The sequence below is a fragment of the Micromonospora sp. NPDC000668 genome (assembly GCF_042897975.1).
In the GTDB taxonomy this organism is placed as follows: Bacteria; Actinomycetota; Actinomycetes; order Mycobacteriales; family Micromonosporaceae; genus Micromonospora.
On sequence record NZ_JBIAYP010000008.1, the window covers coordinates 299,880 to 323,944 of the forward strand.

At 72.2% G+C, this 24,065-nt stretch carries 18 protein-coding genes and 1 pseudogene; 7 read left to right on the forward strand and 12 right to left on the reverse strand.

Features of this window, described 5'->3' with window-relative positions:
• The first annotated feature begins 13 nt into the window (after nucleotides 1-13).
• Both ACFY29_RS33205 and ACFY29_RS33210 read left to right on the forward strand, forming a co-directional pair.
• Nucleotides 14-697, forward strand: coding sequence for a hypothetical protein (locus ACFY29_RS33205; protein ID WP_386992465.1), 684 nt, complete (start codon nucleotides 14-16; stop codon nucleotides 695-697).
• Nucleotides 694-1,437 carry an arylmalonate decarboxylase gene (locus ACFY29_RS33210; RefSeq protein WP_386992467.1) on the forward strand — a complete coding sequence of 248 codons (744 nt, stop codon included), beginning with the start codon at nucleotides 694-696 and terminating at the stop codon, nucleotides 1,435-1,437. The genes ACFY29_RS33205 and ACFY29_RS33210 overlap by 4 nt, the downstream gene beginning before the upstream one ends.
• A 22-nt stretch (nucleotides 1,438-1,459) precedes the next feature.
• Here ACFY29_RS33210 and ACFY29_RS33215 read toward each other — a convergent pair whose 3' ends face one another.
• The gene (locus tag ACFY29_RS33215; RefSeq protein ID WP_386992469.1) at nucleotides 1,460-2,425 is read right to left on the reverse strand and encodes a helix-turn-helix transcriptional regulator; all 966 of its coding nucleotides are present in this window, start codon (nucleotides 2,423-2,425) and stop codon (nucleotides 1,460-1,462) included.
• 99 nt (nucleotides 2,426-2,524) lie between these two features.
• Between ACFY29_RS33215 and ACFY29_RS33220 the strand changes: the two genes are divergently transcribed.
• The gene (locus ACFY29_RS33220) at nucleotides 2,525-2,998 is read left to right on the forward strand and encodes a VOC family protein (protein ID WP_386992472.1); all 474 of its coding nucleotides are present in this window, start codon (nucleotides 2,525-2,527) and stop codon (nucleotides 2,996-2,998) included.
• A gap of 84 nt (nucleotides 2,999-3,082) precedes the next feature.
• On the opposite strand, the gene ACFY29_RS33225 is transcribed toward ACFY29_RS33220, so the two are convergent.
• The 8 genes from ACFY29_RS33225 to ACFY29_RS33260 form a co-directional block, all read right to left on the reverse strand.
• Nucleotides 3,083-4,450 carry a hypothetical protein gene (locus tag ACFY29_RS33225; RefSeq protein WP_386992474.1) on the reverse strand — a complete coding sequence of 456 codons (1,368 nt, stop codon included), beginning with the start codon at nucleotides 4,448-4,450 and terminating at the stop codon, nucleotides 3,083-3,085.
• Nucleotides 4,447-5,139 (reverse strand): neocarzinostatin apoprotein domain-containing protein, encoded by a 693-nt coding sequence (locus ACFY29_RS33230; protein ID WP_386992476.1) that lies wholly within the window; start codon nucleotides 5,137-5,139, stop codon nucleotides 4,447-4,449. Before ACFY29_RS33230 ends, ACFY29_RS33225 begins: the two co-directional genes overlap by 4 nt.
• 230 nt (nucleotides 5,140-5,369) lie before the next feature.
• Nucleotides 5,370-8,192 (reverse strand): ATP-binding cassette domain-containing protein, encoded by a 2,823-nt coding sequence (locus ACFY29_RS33235; RefSeq protein WP_386992479.1) that lies wholly within the window; start codon nucleotides 8,190-8,192, stop codon nucleotides 5,370-5,372.
• A complete protein-coding gene (locus ACFY29_RS33240; protein WP_386992481.1) occupies nucleotides 8,189-10,255 on the reverse strand; it encodes an ABC transporter ATP-binding protein in 2,067 nt (688 codons plus the stop codon). The genes ACFY29_RS33235 and ACFY29_RS33240 overlap by 4 nt, the downstream gene beginning before the upstream one ends.
• Nucleotides 10,242-11,600: a hypothetical protein gene (locus tag ACFY29_RS33245; protein WP_386992483.1), complete on the reverse strand. Its 1,359-nt coding sequence runs from the start codon at nucleotides 11,598-11,600 to the stop codon at nucleotides 10,242-10,244. Before ACFY29_RS33245 ends, ACFY29_RS33240 begins: the two co-directional genes overlap by 14 nt.
• Complete coding sequence (locus ACFY29_RS33250) at nucleotides 11,597-12,784, reverse strand: hypothetical protein (RefSeq protein WP_386992485.1); 1,188 nt, start codon at nucleotides 12,782-12,784, stop codon at nucleotides 11,597-11,599. The genes ACFY29_RS33245 and ACFY29_RS33250 overlap by 4 nt, the downstream gene beginning before the upstream one ends.
• Complete coding sequence (locus ACFY29_RS33255; protein WP_386992487.1) at nucleotides 12,781-13,809, reverse strand: WxL protein peptidoglycan domain-containing protein; 1,029 nt, start codon at nucleotides 13,807-13,809, stop codon at nucleotides 12,781-12,783. The genes ACFY29_RS33250 and ACFY29_RS33255 overlap by 4 nt, the downstream gene beginning before the upstream one ends.
• 71 nt (nucleotides 13,810-13,880) lie before the next feature.
• A complete protein-coding gene (locus tag ACFY29_RS33260) occupies nucleotides 13,881-15,497 on the reverse strand; it encodes a hypothetical protein (protein ID WP_386992489.1) in 1,617 nt (538 codons plus the stop codon).
• Between the two features lie 303 nt (nucleotides 15,498-15,800).
• Between ACFY29_RS33260 and ACFY29_RS33265 the strand changes: the two genes are divergently transcribed.
• Nucleotides 15,801-16,619, forward strand: coding sequence for an NAD(P)-binding domain-containing protein (locus ACFY29_RS33265; RefSeq protein ID WP_386992491.1), 819 nt, complete (start codon nucleotides 15,801-15,803; stop codon nucleotides 16,617-16,619).
• Between the two features lie 47 nt (nucleotides 16,620-16,666).
• Here ACFY29_RS33265 and ACFY29_RS33270 read toward each other — a convergent pair whose 3' ends face one another.
• Nucleotides 16,667-18,073: an FAD-dependent oxidoreductase gene (locus ACFY29_RS33270; RefSeq protein WP_386992493.1), complete on the reverse strand. Its 1,407-nt coding sequence runs from the start codon at nucleotides 18,071-18,073 to the stop codon at nucleotides 16,667-16,669.
• 433 nt (nucleotides 18,074-18,506) lie between these two features.
• Here ACFY29_RS33270 and ACFY29_RS33275 point away from each other — a divergent pair, with 433 nt between their 5' ends.
• Both ACFY29_RS33275 and ACFY29_RS33280 read left to right on the forward strand, forming a co-directional pair.
• Nucleotides 18,507-20,162 (forward strand): YncE family protein, encoded by a 1,656-nt coding sequence (locus tag ACFY29_RS33275; protein WP_386992495.1) that lies wholly within the window; start codon nucleotides 18,507-18,509, stop codon nucleotides 20,160-20,162.
• Nucleotides 20,163-20,234: 72 nt separating this feature from the next.
• Nucleotides 20,235-20,411, forward strand: a pseudogene (locus tag ACFY29_RS33280) (TetR family transcriptional regulator); the annotation flags it as partial.
• Nucleotides 20,412-21,034: 623 nt separating this feature from the next.
• Here ACFY29_RS33280 and ACFY29_RS33285 read toward each other — a convergent pair.
• Nucleotides 21,035-21,514 (reverse strand): Rieske (2Fe-2S) protein, encoded by a 480-nt coding sequence (locus ACFY29_RS33285; protein WP_386992561.1) that lies wholly within the window; start codon nucleotides 21,512-21,514, stop codon nucleotides 21,035-21,037.
• A 339-nt stretch (nucleotides 21,515-21,853) separates the two neighbouring features.
• Nucleotides 21,854-22,015, reverse strand: coding sequence for a hypothetical protein (locus ACFY29_RS33290; protein WP_386992497.1), 162 nt, complete (start codon nucleotides 22,013-22,015; stop codon nucleotides 21,854-21,856).
• 351 nt (nucleotides 22,016-22,366) lie between these two features.
• Here ACFY29_RS33290 and rox point away from each other — a divergent pair, with 351 nt between their 5' ends.
• Entirely contained in the window at nucleotides 22,367-23,788 is a 1,422-nt protein-coding gene (gene rox, locus ACFY29_RS33295) for a rifampin monooxygenase (RefSeq protein WP_386992564.1), read from the forward strand.
• Nucleotides 23,789-24,065: the final 277 nt, after the last annotated feature.

Genomic DNA, 24,065 nt, shown 5'->3' on the forward strand with positions numbered 1-24,065 from the left:
GCGAGCGTGTGCTGTGAACGGCAGCGACTACACCGTCCTCCTCGCGCTGGAGGACTTCGTGCCGACCGGTCTGGCGCTGGTCGGGTTCTGGATCCTGGCCGGGCTGTCCGGTCGGATCGTGCCCCGGGTGGGCCCGGTCGCCCGGGTCGGCGCCGTCCTGATCGGCCTCGGCGGCCTGGCCAAGGCGACCTGGAAGCTGCTGCTGGCCGGGTTCTCGGTCGACCTACCCTGGTTGGAGGCGGCGCTGTTCCCGCTGATGGCGCTCGGCGCGGTCGGACTGATCTGGGGCCTGGCCGGCGCGCTGCGCGGGCGCAGCGTGCCGTGGTGGCCGTTCGCCGCCGTGCTGGCCGTTACCGCTGGCGTGGCGATCGCGTACGCCATCCTCCAACCGGTCTTCGCCCTCGCCACCACGGGTGTGACCACCATCAGCGTCCTGGCCGCGGTCATCGCCGGCCGACGGCGCGCCTGGGGCGCGGTGGCGCTCTACGTCGCCGGGCTGGCCTGCGTGCTGCTGCTGGTGCCGCTGCGCAACCACCCCGATCACGAGACCTTGGCCATGCAGTGGGTGGAGCAGGGCACCAACACCCTCGGCCAGGCGGCGCTGCTGGTCGCGGCGTGGCTGACCGCGCGCGCCCACACCCTGGCCTCGGCCAATCCTCACCCGACCCCCGCCCAGGAAGGAGCCGTTACGTCATGACCGACGCGCTCGGCTGGCGCCGCAAGTTCGGCGTCATCGCCCCGTCGACCAACACCATCGTGGAGCCGGACTTCTACCGGATGACGGTGCCCGGTGTGACCGCGCACTTCTCCCGGATCCACATCCGCAACCAGGACCTGTCCAGCGACAGCAACTTCGAGAACCTCCTGACGCAGATCCGCGACGAGATCGGCGGGGCCTGCGAGCGGGTACTGACCTGCGAGCCCGACTACATGGTGATGGGCATGTCCGCGGAGACGTTCTGGGGCGGCGTCGAGGGCAACCGGCAATTCGTCGCCCAGATCAAGGAGGTCACCGGGCTGGAGGTGGCGACCGGGGCGGAGGCGTGCGAGCGGGCACTGCGCCTCTACGGCGCGCGCCGGATCGGCGTGGTGACGCCGTACCAGCCGATCGGCGACACGAACGTGGTGCAGTTCTTCTCCGAGATCGGTTTCGAGGTGGCCGCGATCGAGGGGCTCAAGTGCCCGACCGCGGTCTCCATCGCCCACGTCACGGAGGACGAGTTGCGCCGGGCGCTGCTGGCGGTGGACGGCCCGGACGTGGACGCCCTGGTCCAGTGCGGCACCAACCTGTCGATGGTCGGGCTGGCCGACGAGGCCGAACGCTGGCTCGGCAAGCCGGTGATCGCCATCAACGCGGCGACCTGGTGGATGGCGCTGCGCGAGAACGGGATCCTCGACAAGGTCTACGGCGCCGGTTCCCTGCTGCGCGAGTACTGAGAGGGTGGTTCGAACCACCCTCTCAGGTTCCGGGTGTCACGGCACGGGTGATCCGGCCGCCGAGCTGGCGTAGGTGGTCGACCACCGCGACCGGCTCGTGGACGGTGAAGTCGCAGCCGAGCAGGGCCAACCGGACGGCGAGCCAGTCGATCGTGTCCTGCGGACTGTGCCAGCGACACGATGCTTCGTCGATAGGCCGGAGTTCGCCGGCGTAGTCGCCCAGTTGGGCCGCGGCCTGCCCGGCCGGCAGGGCGAGCGTCACCACCGCCCGGAAGACCGGTGCCAGGTCGTAGAGCTGACCGGCGACGAACGCGGCCAGGTCATTGGCCGGTGGATCGCGCGGCGGCACCCGCGTCCCGGTGGTCTGGGCATTGTCGATGCGGTCGATACGAAAGGTCCGCCAGTCGTTGCGCTCGTTGTCGTGGGCGAGCAGATACCAGCGACGGCCGACCACGACCAGCCGGTGTGGTTCGACGAGCCGCCGGCTGACGACGCCGCCGTGGTTGCGGTAGTTGAACCGGACGCGTTCGTTGGTCGAGGCCGCGGCGGCGAGGACTGTCAACTGCGTAGGGTCGACCAGCGAGGCCGAAGCTGCGGGCGTCGGCAGGGCGGTCGCGGTGAGGGCGCTGACACGGCGGCCCAGCCGGGGCGGAAGCACCTGCTGTAGCTTGGCCAGCGCGCGCAGCGACGCCTCGGCGATGCCGGCGACCGGCTGCCGGGCCGCTGTGCGCAGGCCGACGGCGATGGCCACGGCCTCCTCATCATCGAGCAGCAGCGGCGGCATCGCCTTGCCCGCCACGAGCCGGTACCCGCCCTGCGCGCCTCTGGTGGCCTGAACCGGGTAGCCGAGCTCACGCAGTCGGTCGACGTCCCGGCGCACGGTGCGTGGGGCGACCTGGAGTCGTTCGGCGAGTTCGCTGCCCGGCCATTCCCGGGGCGTCTGGAGCAGGGACAGCAGTCGCAGCAGGCGGGCCGACGTGTCATTCACGTTCCCATGGTGCCTCCTCATATAGGACCGGAGTTGGCCTATATGAGCTTTAGCGTGGTTCCTGTGCACGGACAGTGTGCCGAAACGAGGAGATGAGCGATGAAGGTTGTCCCCGACAGCTACCACACCGTCACCCCGTGGATGATCTCTCCGGGGAACACGGCACAGTTGATCGACTTCGTCGTCAGTGTCTTCGACGCCACCGAGTTGGCTCGACTGGACGTGGGCGGGGTGATCGGCCATGCCGAGGTCCGCATCGGGGACTCCGTCGTGATGATGTTCGACAAGCCGGACTGGCCGCAGACGCCGGCCTTCCTGCGCCTCTACGTTGCCGACGACGCCGAGGTGCTACGCCGGGCGGTCGAACACGGCGCGACCGTTGTCACCGACCCGACCGAGCTGTTCTGGGGCGACCGGGTCAGCCGGTTCCGCGACCCGTTCGGCAACCTGTGGTGGATCCACCAGCGGGTGGCGGAGCCAACCGAGGAAGAGATGAATCGCAGGCTCAACGACCCCGAGTTCGTCAAGGCGATGGAGTACGTCCAAGGTGCCGAGTTCTCTCTCAACCGCTGAGCGACCCTCTGGCACCGGCGCTGTCGGCGGTACGCAACGGCGCCGGGGCGGGGAAACGTCCCCGGCCCGGCGCCGTTTGCTGGCTCAGCTCCGCGGGATACCGCGACGCCTCGGCAGCACCACGACGAGGCCGATACCGAGCACGAGCACCGCGCTCGACCAGAGCAGCAGCAGCGCCGTCACGCCTCCCTCGCCCGTGGTCGGCAGCGACCCGTCGCCTCCGCCGTCGCCTTCGCCCTCGTCGTCGGTCGCGGCCCGCGACTTCACCGTGAACTTGGCGACGATCGACGTCGCCTCCGGGCCGGTCACCGGGTCGGCGCCCGCGTTGCACTCGGTGTCGACCTGGGCGTGGTCGAAGACGATGTTGGTGACCGTCAGCGAGACCAGCCCCGGCTGCGAGGTTGTGTAGGTCCCGGTCAGCGTTGCGCCGGGCAGGGCGGCGTAGGCGCCGATCGCGCCGTACGCCGGGCCCGTCAGGTTCACCGTGCCGCTGCCCACCCCGCCGACCTTGACGGTCGCCTTGGGCACCAGATCGCCGGCGCCGACCGCCACCGGTCCGCTCTTCGGGCCGGCCGAGAACTTCAGGCTCACCGTCACCTTGGCACCCCGCCCGGGGTTGCTGGGCGACATGCTCAGCGTGTGCGTGGCGGTCCACGCCGAGAGGCTGCTCAGCGTCTTGCAGTTCAGCTTCACGCTCTTCGGGCCGAACGGCTGGGCCGGCGTGTCGACCTCATCGGTTGCCGTCGGCGCCGGGTCGTCCGTCGCGGACGGCGGAAGCGACGGCGACGGCGACGCGGACGGCGACGGCGTTGCGGAGGCGGACGGGCTCGGCGGTGGGGTCGCGGTGCCGGTACCGCCGACGGTGAAGCTCTCCACGATGGACGTCGGTGCCGGTGCGGCCTTGTGGTCGCGGTCCCCTGCCGCCGAGCAGTGCGTCGTCGCCGAGGCATTGGCGAAGGTGACCCGCCCGACGGTGAGCGTCGCCGCTCCGGCGGCGGCGGCGAAGTAGGTGCCGGTCGCGGTGATCGGGCCGAGCGGTTCCGCCGGGGCAACGGCCCGCGCCGGATACGAGGACATGCGCAGCGTCGCGCTGCCGGAGAGGGAGCCGCCCAGGGCCAGCGTGACGTTCACCGGAACGTCACCGGCATTCAGCCCCACCGGCCCGTTGTCGGGGCCGGCCTGCGCCGTGAGCGTGACGGTCACCGTGTCGCCGACCTTCGGCGCGGCCGGCGACTGGGTCAGGGTGAAGGTGTCCTGCCAGACCGTCGGCGAGCTGCCGGTGCCGGCGTCGTTGAAGTAGAGCCGGCAGCCCAGCGTAGCGGCCGTGGGACCGACCGCCGCGGCCGGCAGCGTCGCCCGGGCGGGGACCGCCGCCGGGAACGTGAGCAGCAGCAGCGGCGCCAGGACAAGGGCGAGCGCCGCCGCCCGGACGGGGAAACGACGTCGGGTCATGTGGACCTCCGGTTCCGGTAGGGCATCAGCACGAGCAGGCCGATGCAGAGCAACAGCAGGCCGGAGCCGACCAGCACGGTGACGGCGTACCGGTCCGGGCCGGCGCTCACCGGGTTGGCGTTGACCAGCGTTGGGGCCGACGTACCGGCGGCGACCGCCGGACTGGTCGAGGGTGATGTCGTGGCGGCCGGCGTGGCCGACGGTGCCGCGGACGTGGGTGGGGTTGCCGGTGAGGGCTTCTGCGCCGGCTTCTTGCCGAACGTCAACGCCACCGAGACCTTGTTGGCCTCGACCTGGTCGGCGTTGCCGCTGTTGGGCAGGATCTGCGCCGCGACCACGCACTCCTGCTTGGTGCAGTCGAACGCGCCGAACTTCTGGGCCAGCTTCAGGGTGACCGTGGGCAGCTTCCCGCTGCCGTCGGCGTTGACGAACGCGGCGCCGCCGGCGAGGTTGCAGTCGGTCGGGCCCTTGAAGCCGGCGACGCACTGGCCGACGGCGATCTGCTTCAGGTTCGGGGTGAAGCCCGAACCGTTGACGACGACCTGCTGCTTGTCCGTCAGCCCGGTGGTCGCGCTGACCGTGAGGGTCGGCGCGGCGAACGCGGCCGGGGGTGCCACCACGACGGCGAGGCCGCTGCTGGTGGCGAACAGGACGGCGAGCGTGAGCGCCCGGCAGCGGAAGGTTCGCACGGCGATCTCCTGACAGGTTCGGCGCAGGCCGGCACGGGCAAGGGCGGGTGTCGAAGTCCTCGGTCGAGCCGAGGCGGAGTCCAGGCGGTGTCCGGCAAGGCGGAGGTTCGTTCGGATACCGGTGTTGTATCCGGGCGGACCTCCAACGCCGCCGGGCGTCGCCTGGGCCCGCCGCAGGCCGGCCAGGGGCTTTGACACCCGCCCTAGGGGCGGGGCGGCGCGGGCAGGACTCACGACGGCACCGCCGCACGCTGGGCGGGCGCGCCGGAGCGGTTGACGGCGGCGTGGTCGGTACCGAGGTAGGAGCGGACCACGTCGGGGTGGCTGCGGACCTCCTGCGGGGTGCCGTCGGCGATGACCCGGCCGCCGTCCATCGCGACCAGCCGGTCGGCGAGCCGGGCGAGCAGCGGCAGGTCGTGCTCGATGATGACCATGGTGACCCCGAGTTCGTCGTGGACCCGGCGCAGCACCTCGCCCAGCGCGACGCCGTCGGCCTGGGACACCCCCGACGAGGGCTCGTCGAGCAGCAGCAGCGCCGGCTCCAGCGCCAGCAGGCAGGTGATCTCGACGATCCGGCGGGTACCGGTGGACAGCTCCCCGACCAACCGGTCGGCGAGCGGGGCCAGACCCATCAGCGTGACGAGTTCCTCGGCCCGGCGGCGCTTGGCCCGGTCCGGGCCGGTGGCACCGAGAGCCGCGGCGACGAGGCTGGTCGGCGCGATGCGTTCGCCGGCCACCATGACGGTCTCCAGCACCGTCATGGTGGCGAAGAGCCGGGCGTCCTGGAACGAGCGCACCAGCCCGAGACCGGCCCGCCGCTGCGGCGACAGCCCGGTGACCGGGCGGCCGGCGAACAGGACCGCGCCCCGGTCGGGGCGGGTGAAGCCGGCGATGATCTCGAACAGGGTGGTCTTGCCGGCCCCGTTCGGGCCGATGATGCCGACCACCTCGCCGGCGTCGACGTCGAGGCTGGCCCCGGCGACGGCCCGCACGCCGCCGTAGGAGCGGGCCACCCCGCGCACCGAGAGCAGCGGCTCGCCGGTCACCGCCGGTCGCAGCGGGACGGTGCGCGGCGGCAGCGTGATCGAGCCACCGGATCCGGCGGCGGCCGGCGACGGCCCGGCCACGGATTCGGCCACCTGATCGGCGGACGGTGCCGGTGCGCCGCGGCCGCGGGCGATCAGCGCGGCGAACCGGTCCCGCAGCCACAGCACCGGCCCGCCGAGCCCGGCCGGCAGCGCGATCACCACGACCAGCCAGACCAGGGTCAGTGCGGCCTGGCCGATGATGTCCAACTCCAGGAATCCGGGCACGCCGACGATCAGGAACGCCCCGAGCAGCGGGCCGCCCAGTAGCGTGATCCCGCCGACCACCACGGTGGCGACGACGTCGATGCTGGCCGAGGCGGGGAACGCGTTCACGGTGAGCTGGGTCTGCCCGTGGCCGATCACTGCCCCGCCGAGGCCGGCCAGCGCACCCGCGACCGCGTACGCCTGCAGGACCCGCAGCGGCACCGCGACGGTGAACGCCCGGGCGGCGTCGGCGTTGTCGCGCAGCGCCACCAGGATCCGCCCGAAGGCACCGGTGCGCAGGTTGGCGGTGACCCATAGGCCGAGCAGCAGCACCACCAGCGCGAACAGGTAGTAGTCGGTGGCCAGGTCGAAGGTGTGGCCGAGGATGCGCGGCTTGGGTACCTGCGCACCGTCGCCGAGCAGCCAGCCCTGTCGCAGCAGGAACGCGCTGGTGGCCAGCGCGAAGGCGAGCGTGGTGACGGCGAGGGCGAGCCCGCGCAGGCGCAGCGCCGGCACTCCGACCGCGACTGCGGCCAGCGCTGCCGCCGCGCAGCCGGCGAGGATCCCGAGGAACAGGTTGCCGGTCCGCACGGAGACCTGCACCGACACCGCGGCGCCGATGCCGGCGAACGCGAACTGGCCCAGGGACAGCTCGCCGGCCACGCCGGTGACCAGCCCGATCGACAGGCCGACCAGGGTGAAGCCGATGATCGCGATGAGCACCGAGGCGCTCTCGTTGCTGATCACGAAGGCCAGCACGGCGGCGATGGCGAAGCCCACCCCGGCGACGACCCGGCCCAGGTTGCGCAGCAGCCAGACCCGCTGGTACGCGGCGGGCAGCGCCGGTGCGCCGATCCGGCCCCAGCCGCCGTCCTCGCCGTCGCGGCGCGCCCGGACCGGCTGGGCGAGCAGCGCGACCAGGATGACCGCGACGAGGGCCAGCTCAACGAGACCGCCGCTGGACCGACCGGACAGCAGGATCTGCTCCCCCACCCCAATGCCCAGCGAGGCGCCGAACGCGATCGGGACGGAGGAGAACCGGGCGATCACCGCGCCGGCGAGGCCCCGCACCAGTAGGGCCGGGCCGAGCGACTCGATCGACTGGGTGCCCTGGGTCGGCGCCACGAGGATCGCCGAGAAGGCGGCGACGGCGCCGGCGATCGACCAGGCCAGGGTCGCCATCCGGGCCGCGGTAACGCCGTTGAGGGTGGCCGCGTCGGGGGCGTCGGCGGCGGCCCGGATCGCCAGCCCGAACCGGCTGCGCTTGAGAAACATGGCGAGCCCGACCAGCAGCACCGGCGTGAACAGCAGCATCGCGGTGAACGCCGGGCCGACCGGGGTGTTGCCGACCGTGAACGACGGCATGCCGGGCGGCGTCGGGAATGTTGGACCGCTGGCCCCCGAGCTGTTCACCAGCAGGGCGAGCACGAGCACGAACTGGGACAGCCCGAGGGTGGCGATCATGCCGATCACCCGGGGCCGGTGCCGCAGCCGGCGGACCACGCTCAGCTCGATCGCGCCGGAGATCGCGGCGGCGGCGAGCATCCCGGCCGGCAGGGCGAGCCAGTACGGCAGCACGCCGTCACCGACCAGCCGGCCGAGCACGGCGGCGCCGAACACCCCGACCGCGCCGTGTGCGAAGTTGACGAACCGGCTGGACCGGTAGACCAGCACCAGCCCGACCGCCAGCAGCCCGTACGTGAGGCCGGTGAACAGGCCCAGCACGATGCGGTCCGGGCCGAAGTCGAATCCGTCGATCACCGGATCACCGCCCCGGCCGCCGGAGCGGCCTCCGGCGCGGGCGCGCCGCCCTGTGCCTGGGGCGCGGGCTCGGCGTCCTCGGCCGGCGCGTGGCCGCCGAGCATCAGGGCCCGGACCAGGTCTGGCCGACCGGCCAGTTCGCCCGCGGTGTGCTCGGCGACCATCGCACCCTTCTCCATGAAATAGATCCGGTCGGCCAGCGACAGCGCCACATTGACCGACTGCTCCACCACCAGCAGCGAGGTGCCCAGCGCGTTGAGCCGGCGCAGCATCTCCAGCAGGCCGCCGACGACGACCGGGGCCAGGCCGAGCGACAGCTCGTCGACCAGCAGCATCCGGGGGCGTTGGATCAGCGTCTTGGCTAGCACGAGCAGTTGCCGCTCACCGCCCGACAGGGTGGCGGCGACCTGGTCCCGCCGCTCGTAGAGGCGGGGGAAGACGGCGAACGCCCCGTCCACCCCCCGGTGCACGGCGTCGCTGCGCCGACCCAGCGCGTAGCCGTGCATGCGCAGGTTCTCGGTGACGGTGAGCGAGCCGAACACCGCCTGGCCAACCACTGTGGTCATTCCGAGCTCGATCCGGCGGGGCGCGGTCAGCGCGGTCACGTCGACCCCGCCGAGCCGGACCACCCCGGCGGCGGGGCGGTGCAGCCCGGAGAGCACCCGCAGCAATGTGGTCTTGCCGACCCCGTTCGGGCCGCAGATCGCGACCAGCTCGCCGTCGTCGACGCGTACGGCCGCGTCGTAGAGCACCTGGACCGGACCGTACGCCGCGTCGATTCCGGAGCTGGAGAGAGCGGCGGGACGTGCGCCGCTGTGCCGTAGCCGGGCGACCTCCGCCTCGTCGGCGAGCACCCGCGCCAACCGCTCTGCGTCGGCCGCGGCGGTGCGCCGCAGCCGCCGGGCGTAGCCGGCGCCGACCAGCACCGCCGCCGCGGCCACCGCGAACGCCGGACCGGCACCGTATCGGGTATTGAGCAGGGCGAGCAGACCGGCGCCGGCCAGGCCACCGGCCAGGGACAGCACCGACGCCGCCGCCGCGAACGCGGGGCGGGCGTCCGGATGGAGCACCTCGGCGGCGACGCGCTCGCCCGCGACGGCGAGCGCGACCAGCGCACCGACGGCGACGGCCAGGCCCGATGCGAACAGCACGACGCCGACCGCGGCGGGGGCGTCCCCGACGAGCAGCGCACCGGCGGCGACGAGCAGCCCGGCCGGGGCTGCGGCGACGGCGAGGCGCAGCGCCCGCTCGCTGCGCAGCAGCACCGCAAGCGCGGCTCCGGCGAGCAGCGCGTCGCCGACCACACCGACGGCGCCGCGCGGACCGAGGCCGAACCCGGCGCGCAGCACGTCGGCGGCGAAGACCAGCGCGCCGGGCACGACCAGGCCGAGGCCGGCCTGGGCCAGCACGGCGGTACGTGCGGTGGGTGGGCGGGTGGCGTTGTCGAACAGGGTGCGCAGCGCCGGTGGCCAGCCGGCATCGCCCGGCAGTTCCGCGGCGGTCACGCCGGCCAGTACGCCGAGCGCCGCGAGGACGCCCGCCGCCGCCCAGTGGTACCCGGACCCGCCGCCGGTGCCAGCGGCGAGCAGCGCGGCCAGGCCGAGCCCGTTCAGCAGCCCCACGTGCCAGTACCGCAGGGTGGCCGTCGCGGCGGCGACCGCGCGGCCGGCCACCACCAGGACCGCCCAGGGCAGCCCGAGCGCGGTGAGCGCGAACAGCCCCGGCACCGGGGCGGCGACGTTGACCACCAGCAGCAGCGCGGCGCCCAGCCCGGCGCCGGCGAGCAGCGCGGCCCGTACCGGATGACGGTGCGGTACCCGCTGCACGACCGCGACGGTCGCGGCCGCGCCGACCACCGCGGCGGCGATCACCGCGGCCAGCACGCTGGTCAGGTCGACACCGAGACCCCGGGCGAGTCCTGCGGCGCCGAGCAGCGGCACCCCGGTCAGGAGGCCGCCGGCCGTACCCGCGCCCCAGCCCGCGCTCCGGGAACGCCATGCCCCCGCACCGTCGCGGGCGATGCCCGGCGGGACGCTGGGGCGGGTGTCATCATCGGGTCGCAAAGGACACGTCCTCCCCGCGGTAGGTGAAGCAGGCGCAGCCGCTGTCGTAGCCGAACGCCCGGTAGCCGTTCGAGGCGGCGAACCGGCCCGGGCCGAGCCGCCCGGAGAATCCGGTCGCCGGCTGGAACGGCGTGTCGAGCCGGCCCACGGCCGCCAGCCACCGGTGCGCGTTGAGGTCCGCGCCGAGGTCCTTCGCGCCGGCCTGCAGCAGCAGGACCGCGTCGCAGTACGGGAAGGCCACGCGCGCGTTCTCGCGGGTGCCGAACGACTCACCCCCCGCGGCGAAGATGCCCAGGCAGGTGCGTTCGGCGTCGGTGGCGGGGAAGGCGTACTCCCGGTCGGCGACGTCCTGGCTGGGGTTGAAGCCGATGCCCACCGCCCCGGTCAGCGCCTCGCGCGGGATGATGTCCGGGTTGCCGATCAGGAAGCTGGGATTGTCGTAGCTGGAGATGCCGTACCGGGCGGTGAAGCCCTGCGCGGTGGCCGAGGTGAGGAAGAAGGAGGCCAGCCGGGTCCCGCCGAGGAAGAAGACCCGCTCGACGCGCTTGGCCCGCAGGTCGACGGCGGCCTGGTTGAGCCCCGTGTTGAGGGTGCCCAGGTCGGTGCTGTCGATCCAGGCCGGGGTCGAGGTTATTCCCCGCTGCTTCAGGTACGGCACCACGTGCTGCTCGTACATCGCCCGGTTGGCCGGTGCGTCCACCGCGACGATGCCCACCTGCCGGGCCCCGTCGAAGAAGCCCTGCGCGGCCAGCGCCGGCAGGTACGCGCGCACGAAGTCGTCGTACGCGGGGTAGGCCGGGGCGAACAGGTACGGCGCGAGTCGCTCGTTCGTCGCCTGGTCGATGGTGATCAGGGTGGCGTCCAGCACCAGGGTGTGCCGCTGTGCGTAGCAGGGGCGGGCGTTGGCCTGCAACTGACCGGTGAGCACGACCGCGAACGCCCGGTCATCCTGGGTGATCTGGTTGCAGAGCTTCTCCTCGGCGGCCGGTGAGTCGTCGCTCGCCTCGTAGTTGCGGAAGATCGCCCGCATCCGCCGGCCGCCGATGCCGCCGTTGGCGTTGACGTGGCTCTCCAGCGCCCGCATCTGGCGCACCGGGTCGCCAGCCGAGGCGGTGTTGAACCCGGTCAGGTTCGCCGTCTTGGTCAGGTCGGTGCCGACGAACACGACGGTGACCGCGTCGGCGGTGACGCCGGGCCCGACGCCGGTGCCGTCGGCGCCGCCCACGCCGGGCAGCACCGCGCCGCAGCCGACGAAGGCGAGCAGCGCGGCGACGGTGGCGACGGCCGCCCGTACCGTCAGGCTCCGGTCCCGGTCGACGGCGTGGGTGCCAGGATCGCGGCTCATCGAGGGCTCCCGAGGTAGGTGTCGAGGGCGGCCAGATCGATCACGGCAGCGGCGGTCTGGTTGCCGCCGCGTGCTCCGGCCGGCGTGGCCGCGCCCGGGCGGGCGGCGAGCACCGCGTCGAGGGCGGCGAGGTCGATGACCGCGGCCCCCTCGGCGCTGGATCCGTTTGACAGTCCGGCGTCGCCGAGCAGGTCCCGCAGCGCGGCGACGCTCAGGTGGGCGCCGGCTCGTCGACGTAGCTGACCGGCACCGGGAGCGTCGTCGAAGACGAGGTACGCCCCGAGCGAGCCGACCCGCACGACGGACGGCAGCAGCGTGCCGGCCGGGGCGGCGGCCATCGCGGGCAGCGGCGGGCGGTTGCGGCGGTTGGCGATGCGGCGGGCGACACCCACGACGATCAGCGCCCCGCCGAGCAGGTGCACCACGAACAGGCCCCACGGGTACGTCCGGAGCGTCACCTCGGCCGGGCCGAACCCACCCAGGTCGGCCTGCACGGTGTACCGGCCGAACGCGGCGAACGGGGTGACGACGGGCACCCGGTAGGTGCGCGTCTCGCCCGGCCGGATGTCGCCGGTACCGGGCGCGCTGACCCGGTCGCCGCCGCCGTCCCGGCCGACCCGGACGTTGAGGGGCGGGTTGGGCAGCGGCTGCGGCCCGGGGTTGTGCACGGTGTAGACGAGGGTCCGGGTCGCCGCCGCGCCGAACAGGCTCCGCCAGCCCGGCCGGCCGGCGATCCTCGCCTCGACCAGGTCGAGCCGGACCGGGGCGGCCGAGACCGTGGGGGTGTCCCCCATGGCGTGCCCGGTGAGTTCCAGCGGCGCGTCGGCCTGGCCGCGCGCGGCGCCGCCGACCAGCGTGGCGTGCACGACGCACGGGCAGGGCACCGGTGGGGTGCCGAGCACGAGCTGCACCGCGAAGGTGCCGTCCGGGCGCACCGGAACGGCCAGGGCGGCCCGGGTGTCGCAGGAGGCCGAACCGGCGATGGCAAGCTGCCCGCAGGTGACGAGTTGGACCAGCGCGCCGCCGGGCCAGCCGGTGCCGGTCACCCCGAGCCGGTCGCCCGGTGCCGCCGCCGGGGCGGCGAGGGTGAGTCCCTCGGCCGCCCACGCCGGGCCGGTGGGCAGTGCCAGCCCGGCGGCCAGCACGCACACGACGGCGGTCAGGGTGCGCGCGATCCTCGTCATCCGACCTCCGCGTGCGCGCGGACGCGCCGGACGCCCCGGGGGCGGGCCACCTGGGCGCGGCGGCGCCTGCGCCAGGCCAGGACCCCGGCGGCGATCAGCGCGGCGAGTGCGGCGAGGCCGGTCCAGGAGACCACGACGGTACGGGTGGTCCGTACCGTCAGCACGCCACCGTCGGCCTTCGCCGTCACGGTGGCGGTGACGACGTCGACCGGCCACAGCCCGGTGAACTGGGCACGCATCCGCGACTCGGCGCCCGGAACCAGGTCGAGCTGTGGGGTGGCGCCACGTTGGCGGATCTGATGTCCGAACATGCCGGAGGCGGTGACCGTGATGGTGGGGGCGAGGCGCAGGTTGCCGGTGTTGGCCAGGGTGTATTCCAGGGCACCGTCGACCGGTGTGGGCAGCCACGGCGTCGGGTGCGTCAGGTCCAGATCGGCGAGGTTGAGGCCGGGCACCTCCGGCCCGGCGACGCGCAGGTAGATGCGGGCGCCGACGGCCCGCTGCACCGCGACGGCGACGCCGTTGCTCTCGCTCCGGCGGCCCGGGACGGACTCCATCGCGACAATGCCGCCGACGTGGTCGCCGGGGCTGGCGTTCGTCGGGATGGTGATGGCGAACGGGATGTCGGCCTGCGCCTTGGGCGGGATCACCACGGTGCCGGCGCCGACCGCCGTCCAGATCCCGACGTCCGACTGCTTCTCGTTGAGCTGGCGCAGCGCGAACCCGCCGTCGCGTGCGGTGTTGTAGGCGTCCGCGCCGTACACGGTGAAGGTGCGCTCGGTGTCGGTGCGGTTGATCACCCGCACCGAGTCGGTGAGGGTCCGGCCGGCGGGTGACTCGAGGAAGAAGTAGAGCCGGGGGGTGGGCCCGGCGTTGGCCGGCGGGGTGGGCACGACCGCCCATTCGCCGTTGTCCGCCGCGGCGGCCGGCCCGACCGGGACGACGGTCAGCGCGACGGCGGCGACAGTGGCGGCGAGGGCCGCCGCACCGGTGCGGAGGCGACGTGGCCAGAGGGGGTGACGCACGCGGTTCCACCCTTCGACTGCTCGGTGTGGGGGCGGCCGGCTCAGCCGACCGCCCCACCTCGAGGCGGTCCTCAGCTCAGGGTGAGCGTGAGGGTCGCAGCGTAGGCACCGGCGAGTTGGTTCGCCGGCACGGAGAGGGTCAGCCCGGCTGAGGCGTCGAAGCTGCCGCCCGTACCGGTGGCGCTGGTCGGCGCGGAGCAGAGCGTCGCCGCGTCGACCGTGCCCGGGGTACCGGCCACCGCGGTGACCGCGTTGGTCGCGCCGGCGGTGCCGACGCAGGCCGGTGTCCAGGACAGGTTGTTCTTGGCGATGGTTCCGCCCGGGGTGCCGGTGAAGTCGGTGACCGTGCCGACGAGGCTCCACCCGAAGGTGCTGCCCCGGTAGTCGGTCACCGTGACGGTCGACAGGTTGCCCGTCGCCGTCTGCACGCTGCCGCCGACGGTGACGCCGGAGAACGCGATGTTGCCGGTGCCGGCGGCGCGAGCCATCGACAGGTTTCCGGCGGTCACGGTCTCCGACAGGTTGTACGACAGGGTGCAGTTGCCGGTCGTGGCCGAGCCGGTCTTGGCAGTGCACGAGTCAGCCGACCCCGTCCAGGCGGAGATCGCGAACAGGGCGCCGGACTGCGCGCCGATGTACGCGGTGCTGCCGTCGGTGACGGTGTAGGTGGCGTTGATCCCACCGGTGGCGCCGGCCGTGGCCGTCGTTGCCGGGTCGCTTGTCGCGGGCGGCGGCGGGGCCCCGGTGAGCGCCTTGTAGCCGCGGATCGTGACCGTGCTGCCCGGGTTCCAGTTGGTGCCGGTGACCGTCACCACGGTGCCGGAGCCGCCACCGCTGGGGGTGATCGCGATGCCCGGCGAGCCGAGGATCGTGATCGGGACGGAGACCGTGTTGGTCCCGTCCGAGACCGCCAGGGTTCGTGCCCCCGTGGTGGCGCCGCTGGGCACCGTGAGCGTGCCGGTGCCGGCGCCAGCGGCGTCGGTCGTGCCTGCGCCGGAGCCTTCGGCCGTTCCGGTGCCGTCGGGCGCGCGCAGCGTTGCGGTCAGGGCGCCGGACGGCGCGAGACCGGTCACCGCGTAGTTGATGACGTTGCCGGCCCGGGCATGCCCGGTCACGGTCTGGCCGGTCACCGAGGTGACCGAGACCGTGCCGCCGAAGACGGTGAAACTCTCCACGATGGGTGTCGGGACCGGTGCTGCCTTGTGGTCCCGGTCGCCCTCCGCCGAGCAGTACGTCTTGGCGATCGGGTTGTTGAGGATCACCCGGTTGACGGTCAGCGTCGCGGCTCCCGTCGCTCCGGCCACGTAGGTGCCGGTGGCGGTGATCGGGCCGGTTGGGGTGTTGCCGGGAATCGGACCGGCCGGGTAGTTGGGCTGGGTGAGAGTGACCGGGCCACTCTGCGAGCCACCCAGCGCCGCCTCCACCACGATCGGCACGTCACCGGGGTTGATCGCGACCGGGCCGTTGTTCGGACCGGTCGCCGCGGTGAAGGTCACCGTCACGGTCTGCCCCGGGCTCGGCGTCGCCGGCGTCTGGGTGAGCCCGAACGAGTCGGCCCAGTTGCTCGGCGAGCTGCCGGTACCGGCGTCGTTGAAGTACAGCCGGCATCCCAGGTTGCCCGGGGTGGGGCCGTACGCCTGCGCGGGGGACACGCAGACCGCGGTCGCGGCGGCGGCCAAAGCCGCCACGCCCACCGCTGTAGCCGTAGTTCTGAGCAATCCCATTGCGGTCCCGCTCTCCTTCCTGTGGGGAACGGTGCACCCCTGGCCACTGTTTCGCTGATGGAAACACTGGTTTCCAAAATTGGATAGGTTCATAAAGGCAGCCGGCCCGCCCTCCTGTCAATAGCCCGACAGGCGATTTGACGCCGGCCGATTCGATCGACCCCGCGGACACCGCAGCGTCGTCGGCGGGCCCCGTGCGGCACGGTCTTGGCAGGGGGCCGGAGATGGGGCAGAGTGGGAAACAGCGTTTCCCTTTTGGAGGTCCAGGTGCGTTACGTGATCATCGGTTGCGGCAACGTCGGCATGGAGCTGGCCCGTCGCTGGGTCTCGGCCGGCCACCACGTGGTCGGCACCACCACCTCCCCCGAGCGCGTGCCCGAGCTGGCGCCCGTCTGCACCGAGGTGGCGGTCCTCCGTGGCAGCGACCGCGCGGCCGTCGAGCGGGCCACCCGGGACGCCGACGCGGTCGTGCTCACCGTGAGCCCGCGCATCGCCCGAGCCTTCGACGCCGACCAGCGCATTGCCGAGTACGCCGACACGCTCACCGCGTCCGCGCGCACCGCCGCCGCCGTGCACCCCCGGGTCGTCTTCACCAGTTCGGTGTCGGTCTACGGGGCCGGCCATGGCGCGCTGGTCGACGAGGCCAGCCCGGTCACCGACGACCCGGACGCCTCACCCCGCAACTTCATCGCCGCCGAGGCCGCCGTGTTGGCCACCCCGCGCGGCGCCGCGCTGCGGATCCCCGACGTGTACGGGCATCCGCGCGACCTCGACTATCCGACCCGGGTGAAGCTGGCCCACGAGATGCTCGGCGGCAGCGTGCCGTTCTCGGCCGAGGCCCTGCACTATCGCATCGACTACCGCGACGCCGCCGCCGCGCTCGACTTCGTGGCGAGCCGCGACCTCACGGGCGTGTTCAACGCGGTACCGGACGCGGTCGTGCCGCAGACCAACCGGGCCGTCCTCGATGAACTCTGCGCCGCCGGAGGCTGGCCCGCGCTGACCTATCGGGGCGAGATCAGGACCCCGTTCGTGCCGATCAGCTCCGGCAAGCTGCGCGCGGAGGGCTTCGCCTTCGCACACTGAACCGGCCCGGCTCGGATTCCGCCGTGGACAGTCAGACCGAGACCGGCTCAGCTCGCGGTCCGCGCGAGGCGACGCCCGACCAGCCGACCGAAGGCCATGGCCGGCGTCAGGCACATGCCGGAGCAGAACGCGTTGCCATTGACGGCGGCGGAGCCGATCACCTCACCGACGGCGTACAGGCCGGGGATCGTCGTGCCGTCCGCGCGGCGTACCCGCAGCATCTCGTCCACGTCCAGGCCGGCGAACGTGATCAGGGTGACCGGGTGGTTCTCCAGCGCGTAGAACGGCGGCTCGACAATCGGCGCCGGCAGGTACGCCCGGCCGAAGTCGGCATCCCGGCCGTCGGCGACGAAACCGTTGTAGCGGGCCACCGTGGCCGAAAGCCCCGCCGGGTCGATGCCGGCCAGCCCGGCGAGCTCCGGCAGGCCGGGCGCCCGGTGCACGCCCCGGCGCCGGCCGCACTGGGCGTCCAGCTCGGCCGCGCTCCAGCCGTGCACCATCGGGTACGACTCGCGCAAGGCGTGGGCGTCGAAGACCGTCCAGAAGGTCATCCGGTCGACCGTGGTCAGCAGCCGCTCCTTCTGGTCGATGCTGGGCTCATCCTCGGCGATCCAGCGCCGCCCGGCCCGGTCGACGTAGATCTCCCAGGGCGGCCGCTCCGGCGCCACCAGGTGCGGCCGGTGCACCCAGTCGACCCGAAGGTCGCCGTCGATCGGGGGCAGCCCGCCGAAGGTGGGGATGTAGCGGCCCAGGCCTTGCAGGCCGGCGCCGACCGACCGGCCCATGAGCAGGCCGTCGCCGGTCGAGGTGGGTGCCGCCGAGGTGGTCAGCGGGGCGCCCTCCAGCTCGGCGAAGAGCTCCGGCGCGTACCCGAATCCGCCGGTGGCGAGCACCACAGCGGGCGCCCGCCACCGCGTGCCGTCGGCTGTGGCGACCCCGACCACCGCGCTGCCCTCGGTCAGCAGTTCGGTGACGCGTACCTCGCAGCGCAGGTCGATGCGGCCGGCGGCCCGATGTGCGTCGAGCATCGGGCGCAGCGCGGCCAGGATCGCCGGACCGCCGGGGACGGTGGTGGCGTGGACGGTTCGCGGCGTGCGGTACGGCTCGTGCCCGTACACGATGCGGGGGGTACCCGGATCGACGGTGAGCCCGGCGGCGAGCAGCCACTCCAGCACCGCCGGCTGTTCGCGCAGCGTCAGCCGGGTCAGGTCGGCCCGCGCGGCGCCCCGACTGATCCGCCAGACGTCGTCGAAGTGCCGCTCGGGGTCATCGCTGATGCCCCGCGCATGCTGCAGCGAGAAACCGCCGGCGGACAGGTGCCCGCCCGAGTACGGCAGGGCGCCCCCGACGTCCGACGCCTTCTCCAGCAGCAGCACGGTGCCGCCCGCGTCGGCGGCGGCGATGGCACAGGCCAGGCCACCCGGCCCGGCGCCCACAACGATCGTGGTCGGCACGCCCACCTCCGGCACTCGAGTCGCGTTTCCATGGAAGCAACAGTGTTTCCATTGGATCCGCGCGCCGTCAACCGCCCTGGGCGAGCCGTTCGGCAGCGATCACCGCCCGGCGCACATTGCGCACAATTGCGACTTTCGGCGAATCTCCTCGTCGGACAGTCGCAGAGGCAGTCCAGCCTGGCACCTGCGTCTCGCGAGCACCGGCGGCGCCGATCACCGATCGACAAACTGAACGCGTCCGACGCAGTGGCGGGACGCCTCCTCCGCAGCAAACGTGGACTGCCTTGGCTCTTAGCGAAGCTTTGATCCACTGTGTAACGCTGCTGGCCGGAGGGCCGCCTAATCCCATGACGCGACGATCTTGTCGCAGGCCCGGCACCGGCTCCGCCGGCCGCCGCGGCATAACGGGGTTACCACCGAAAGGGGACCGCAGGTGCGATTCCGCACAGTGATCGGCTCAGTCCTGGCATCGACGATGGTCGCAGCAGTCGGCCTCGTCGCCACCGCCGCACCCGCCGCCGCCAGGGACACCGCCACCCTGATCCAAGGCGTTACCGGCGTCGTCGACACGGCCGCGGCCGGCGGCCGGGTCTTCGTCTCCGCGAACGACCGCATCGTGGTCGCCGACGCCCACGGCACGCTCACCGGTAGCATCACCGGCCTGGCCGGCCCGACCGGCCTGGCCGTCACGCCCGACGGCAACCGGGTCTACGCCGCGCTGTCCGGCTCGAACGAGATCGCCGAGATCGACGCGGCCACCCTCACCGTCGTCCGACGGATCAACCTGGCCGCGTACCCGTCCCCGGCAAACCTGTCTCTCGACGGCGACCAGCTCTGGGTGGGCTACGGCATCAAGAACGACTTTGTCGGCGGCGTCCTCGGCCTCGACCTGTCCCTGGCGGCGCCCACGCCCGTCCAGGTCGCCACCCGGATGTATGGCGCGCCCCTGGTCGCCGGCGCCGGCAACACGGTCTTCACCGCCGAGGCGGGGATCAACCCCGCCAGCCCTCGGGTGTACGACGTCAGCACGATCCCGGCGACGCTGCGGGGCGTCATCGACGGCGCCGACAACGACCTGTCGAACCTGACCGACCTCACCATCACGCCCGACGGCGCCCAGGCCATCTCGGTCTTCGCCACCTCCGGCTTCGATGTCTGGGATACCACGACCCTGACCAAGGTCCGCAGCTACGGATCGAGGGCCGACTACCCGGGCTCACCGGGCGCGATCGCGCTCAGCCCGAACGGCGCACACGTCGCCACCGCCTTCTACGGCTCGAGCTACGGCCCCTACGCCGAGGTGTACAACGCCGCCACGGGGGCGAAGACCTTGCAGGCCCAGATGACCTACAAGGGCGACCTGGTCACCGGCAGCCTCTCCGTGCTGGGCGATGACCTCTACGCCCTGCTCAACGACTGGCCGTACAACCGGTACTACCTGTGGCGCGTGGAGGGCGCCGTCCTGCCGACGTCCACGCTAAGCCTGTCGGCCACCACCGCAGCGACCGCGCTGGACCCGTTCACCATGACCGGCCGACTCGCCTTCCCCAACGACTCCGCGCCGGGCGCACAGCCGATCGAGATCACCCGCACGCTGCCCAACGGCACCACCGCCACCCTGCCCGGCGTGACCACTGCCGAGGACGGCACCTTCACCGTCACCGACACCTCGCCGGTCGGCGGCAGCGTCAACTACACCGCCATCTGGGATGGCAGCCCCGCCTTCCGCTGGTCAAAGACCACGACCAAGGTCGACGTGGCCCAGCACCCCACCTCGCTGCTCGTGACCGGCCCGACGACCGGGAACGCCACGAAGCCGCTCACGCTCACGGGTCAGATGAGTACCGCCGGCAACGTGCCCACGCCGGCCTCCGGGTCGATCGTGGTGTACCGGGTCTACACCAACAAGCATGGTTCCGTCGGGGCCGACCTGCCGGTGGTGCCGCTCGTCGCTGACGGCTCGTTCACCATCACCGACACGCCCCCGGTGGCCGGCCAGTACACGTACCACATCCGCTTCGACGGCGATGCCACCTACGCATACGCCTACACCAGCCAGGTTGTCACGGTTCGGGGCGCGAGCAGCTGAGCGACCCGCCGCAGTAGCGGCGACGGTGCCCGTCCTGGTCACGTACCGGGCGGGCACCGTCGCCGCGCGGGCGAGCCGATGATGCGCTGCGCCCAGGCGGCCGGGGTGGTCCGCGACGACATCAGCTTTGACGACGTGGTCCGGCTGGTCAGCAGCCTCACAATGGCCCGATTCCCCGAGCCGGACCAGCGCGAGCGGGTGCTCGGCGTCGCCCTCGACGGCCTACGCCCCCCACCCGCGCCGCGCTGACGCTTCGCCAGCGGTCGAGCAGCAGCAACCATTCGAAGATGGACGCCGGTCACGATCACGCCGCGACTCAGCCTGGTGCGGCGGTTCGCGAGTTTCACCAACCGGTACCCGTGGCAGTGGCAGCCGGCGGCTGGGCGGCTGCCTGAGCGGTTCGGCCGGGCCCCGGCGAAGATCCTGCACGAGTGGAACACCGCCCACGTCAGCGACTTCGAGGGACGGCCGCTGACCTACGACGAGGTCCAGGCCCTGTTCGTGGCGGAAGAAATCCGGAAACGGGGGCCGCGTCGGAGCCTTGTTCGTGCGTTACGGCAAGGCATCGCGGGGCGGCCCGCCCAAGCGCCGCACCGTGCTGACGGTGCCGGAGATGGACTGGGTGGTCGAGGTCATCGACGCGTACGCCGATGAGGTCCGTCCCCTGTTCTCCCCTGGCAGGCACCCGGCTGTGGGTGACCGAGCGGCGCGGCCGAATGTCATTGCGGTCGGCAGTCAGCCACTTCCCTGCCAAAGTGGACACCGCCGCGACAGGGTGCAACGGGCGCCCCGTCTCGGGGTATCGCGCGCACACCCGTCACGGCGGACCACTACAGTGCCGGGAAGTCCAGAGCCGAGATGTGCAGCGCGGGTCAGTCCAGGGAAATCTGGTCGCCGGTGAGCTTGATCGTCCTGGGCGGGAGCGGCCGCGTGGCCGGGGGCGCCTTGACCGAGCCGTCGACGATGGAGAACCTGCTCCCGTGGCAGAGGCAGTCGATCGTGCCGCCCTCGACACGCGAAACCGTGCAGTTCTGGTGGGTGCAGATCGAACTGAAGCCCTTGAATTCGCCCGGCTTCGGCTGCGTGACCACGACGCCTTCCTTGGCGAAGATCTTGCCGCCACCGACCGGGATGTCGGTGGTCTTGGCCAAAGGCTGGCCGGCAGCCGGACCGCCGCCGCCGGTGCTCGTGGCGGTGGGGCTAACGGCGGTGGTGGGGGCTCCGGACCCGTCGCCAGAGTCGTCGCCGCCGCAGGCGGCCAGAACCGCCGCCGCGCCGACCGCGCCGACACCAGTGAGCAGGGCCCGACGGCTCTGCGCACCCGGCCCGGTGAGCACCTGATCATCGCTCATACCTCGCCCCACTCTGCCGCCGCGCCCGTCATGATTCGCGGTCATGTTCCTGCGCACAGAGACCACTCTGTCAGACGGTTCACCCGGTTTGCGGGGATTTTGGCCGGTCCGATGGGCCGGCTAGCCCAGGACTAGCCCCAACGCCTTTCAGCCAGTTCCCCTTGTCGTGCTGGTCGCCATGGCACCTGCCCTCGTCCTGGCCGGAATCCGCATCTCCGACGCAGCCCGTGCCCAAGGACGCCCACCCGAGCCGCCGTCACCACCTGGCACGAATTGAGTACGTTGCCGGCAGCGGGTCGGCGCCGCTGATCCTTGCCGTTGCGTAGGGTTGTTTGGCGGTCAGCGGACGGCGTCGGCGTAGATGGCGAGTTCCGTCGAGGGAGTTGGATCCGGTTGCTCGACGTGGTGCCACGCCTGCGGGATCAGCTCATCCAGCACGCCGGGGTAGACCGGCGCGGCATCCGTGACCACCTCGTTGGGCGTCACCCTGACCAGCAGCATCGCCGCCGCACGGGCCTGTTTGGAGTCGTGATCATGCGGCTGGGAAAGGAGTGGACGGGATGATGCTCGGGCTTGTAGCTTGCAACTGACCGTGACACCGCCCGAGGAGGTGAGACCCATGAACGCTGTATCGATGTGGGTGCTCCCCCTTCCCGTCACGGCCGGGCGATTGACGTAGGTGTCGCCGGGAGCGCCTCGCCAACACGGCACTCCCGAAAGGCAACACGTATGCACTCTCTGCAGTTCTCCGCCGAGCCGTCGTCGAACGATGTGGTGGTCGAGCGCGACTCCACTGTGGGCGACGTCCCCGGACTCCCATCGCCGGCCTCCGACACCGGTCGCGCGCCCTTCATCTTCGACGTGATCATTGCCGGGTGCGGGCCGGCCGGTGCCATGCTGGCCGCCGAACTGCGGCTGCACGATGTACGGGTTCTCGTCCTGGAGAAGGAAACCGAGCCCGTGTCGTTCGTCCGCATAGTCGGTATGCATATTCGCAGTATCGAGCTGATGGCAATGCGCGGACTGCTGGATCGTATTCTCGAACACGGGAGACAGCGTCCGGCCGGCGGCTTCTTCGCCGCCATCAACAAACCCGCGCCCGACCTGGATTCCGCGCACGCCTATCTGCTGGGCATCCCGCAGCCGGTCATCGTTCACCTGCTCGAAGAACATGCGATCGAACTGGGTGCGCAGGTCCGGCGCGGTTGTGCGGTGGCCGGTTTCGAGCAGGACGACGACGGTGTGACCGTTAAGCTGGCCGACGGGGAACAGCTGCGTTCGCGTTATCTCGTCGGCTGTGACGGCGGGCGCAGTACGGTGCGCAAACTGCTCGGCGTCGACTTCCCCGGCGAGCCCTCGCGGACCGAGACGCTGATGGGCGAGATGGAAGTGGGTGTGCCGCAGGAGGAGATCGCCGCCAAGGTGACCGAAATCCGCGAAACCAATAAGGTATTCAGCCTCGGGTCCTTCGGCGGAGGGGTCTATCGCGTCGTAGTCCCCGCCGCGGGAGTCAGCGATCGCGCGGAACCGCCCACCCTCGAAGATTTCAGACAACAGTTGCGCACCATCGCCGGAACCGATTTCGGCGTGCACTCACCGCGCTGGTTGTCCCGCTTCGGGGATGCCACACGGCTAGCCGAACGTTATCGGGTCGGGAGGGTGCTGCTGGCCGGCGATGCGGCACACATCCATCCACCCGCCGGCGGACAGGGCCTCAATCTGGGCGTTCAGGACGCATTCAACCTCGGCTGGAAACTGGCCGCACAGATCCGCGGCTGGGCGCCGGAAACACTGCTGGACACCTACCAGGCCGAACGTCATCCGGTTGCCGAGGACGTGCTGGACAACACCCGCGCCCAGATGGAACTGTCGTCCACCGAACCGGGCCCGCAGGCTGTGCGCAGGCTGCTCACCGAACTGATGGACTTCGACGAGGTGAACCGCTATCTGATCGAGAAGATCACCGCGATCAACATCCGCTACGACTTCGGCGAAGGCCCAGACCTGCTCGGCCGCCGCCTGCGCGACATCGACGTGAAACAGGGCCACCTCTACGGCCTGCTACATCGCGGCCGCGGCCTGCTGCTGGACCGCACCGAACGCCTGACCGTCGGCGGCTGGTCAGACCGGGTCGATTACCTCGGGGATCCCACTGCGGTACTGGATGTTCCGTGCGTCCTGCTACGCCCCGACGGCCACGTCGCCTGGATCGGCGACGATCAGCAGGACCTGGACGACCACCTCTCCCGCTGGTTCGGCAAGCCCGCGAACTAATTTCGCCTGAGCAAACCGAAAATGACTGCGAACACGCCTGTCTCGGATCGAGACCATGACAGGGCCTGGTTCGCGTGGTCATCCCGCATATACGTGGCGAGATAGCGAGCGAATCTGCGGCGCTGTCGGCCAGGAGCTGGGGGTGGTCGGCGTTCTCGTCGGACATCCACCGCCCGCTGGCATGGCGGAAAGTGGCCATGCCAGCGGGCGGTGGCCGGTGGTGCTGTCCAGGTTCGACGAGGGCTCCGGCGAGCGCTGGGCGCCCACGATCCTCGAT

Excerpts from the sequence above, each read along its gene's own strand:
- ACFY29_RS33210 (WP_386992467.1), top strand. The coding sequence starts at position 694 with ATGACCGACGCGCTCGGCTGGCGCCGCAAGTTCGGCGTCATCGCCCCG.
- ACFY29_RS33220 (WP_386992472.1), top strand. The coding sequence starts at position 2,525 with ATGAAGGTTGTCCCCGACAGCTACCACACCGTCACCCCGTGGATGATC.
- ACFY29_RS33225 (WP_386992474.1), bottom strand. The coding sequence starts at position 4,450 with ATGACCCGACGTCGTTTCCCCGTCCGGGCGGCGGCGCTCGCCCTTGTC.
- ACFY29_RS33245 (WP_386992483.1), bottom strand. The coding sequence starts at position 11,600 with ATGAGCCGCGATCCTGGCACCCACGCCGTCGACCGGGACCGGAGCCTG.
- ACFY29_RS33250 (WP_386992485.1), bottom strand. The coding sequence starts at position 12,784 with ATGACGAGGATCGCGCGCACCCTGACCGCCGTCGTGTGCGTGCTGGCC.
- ACFY29_RS33285 (WP_386992561.1), bottom strand. The coding sequence starts at position 21,514 with ATGAGCGATGATCAGGTGCTCACCGGGCCGGGTGCGCAGAGCCGTCGG.
- ACFY29_RS33290 (WP_386992497.1), bottom strand. The coding sequence starts at position 22,015 with ATGCTGCTGGTCAGGGTGACGCCCAACGAGGTGGTCACGGATGCCGCG.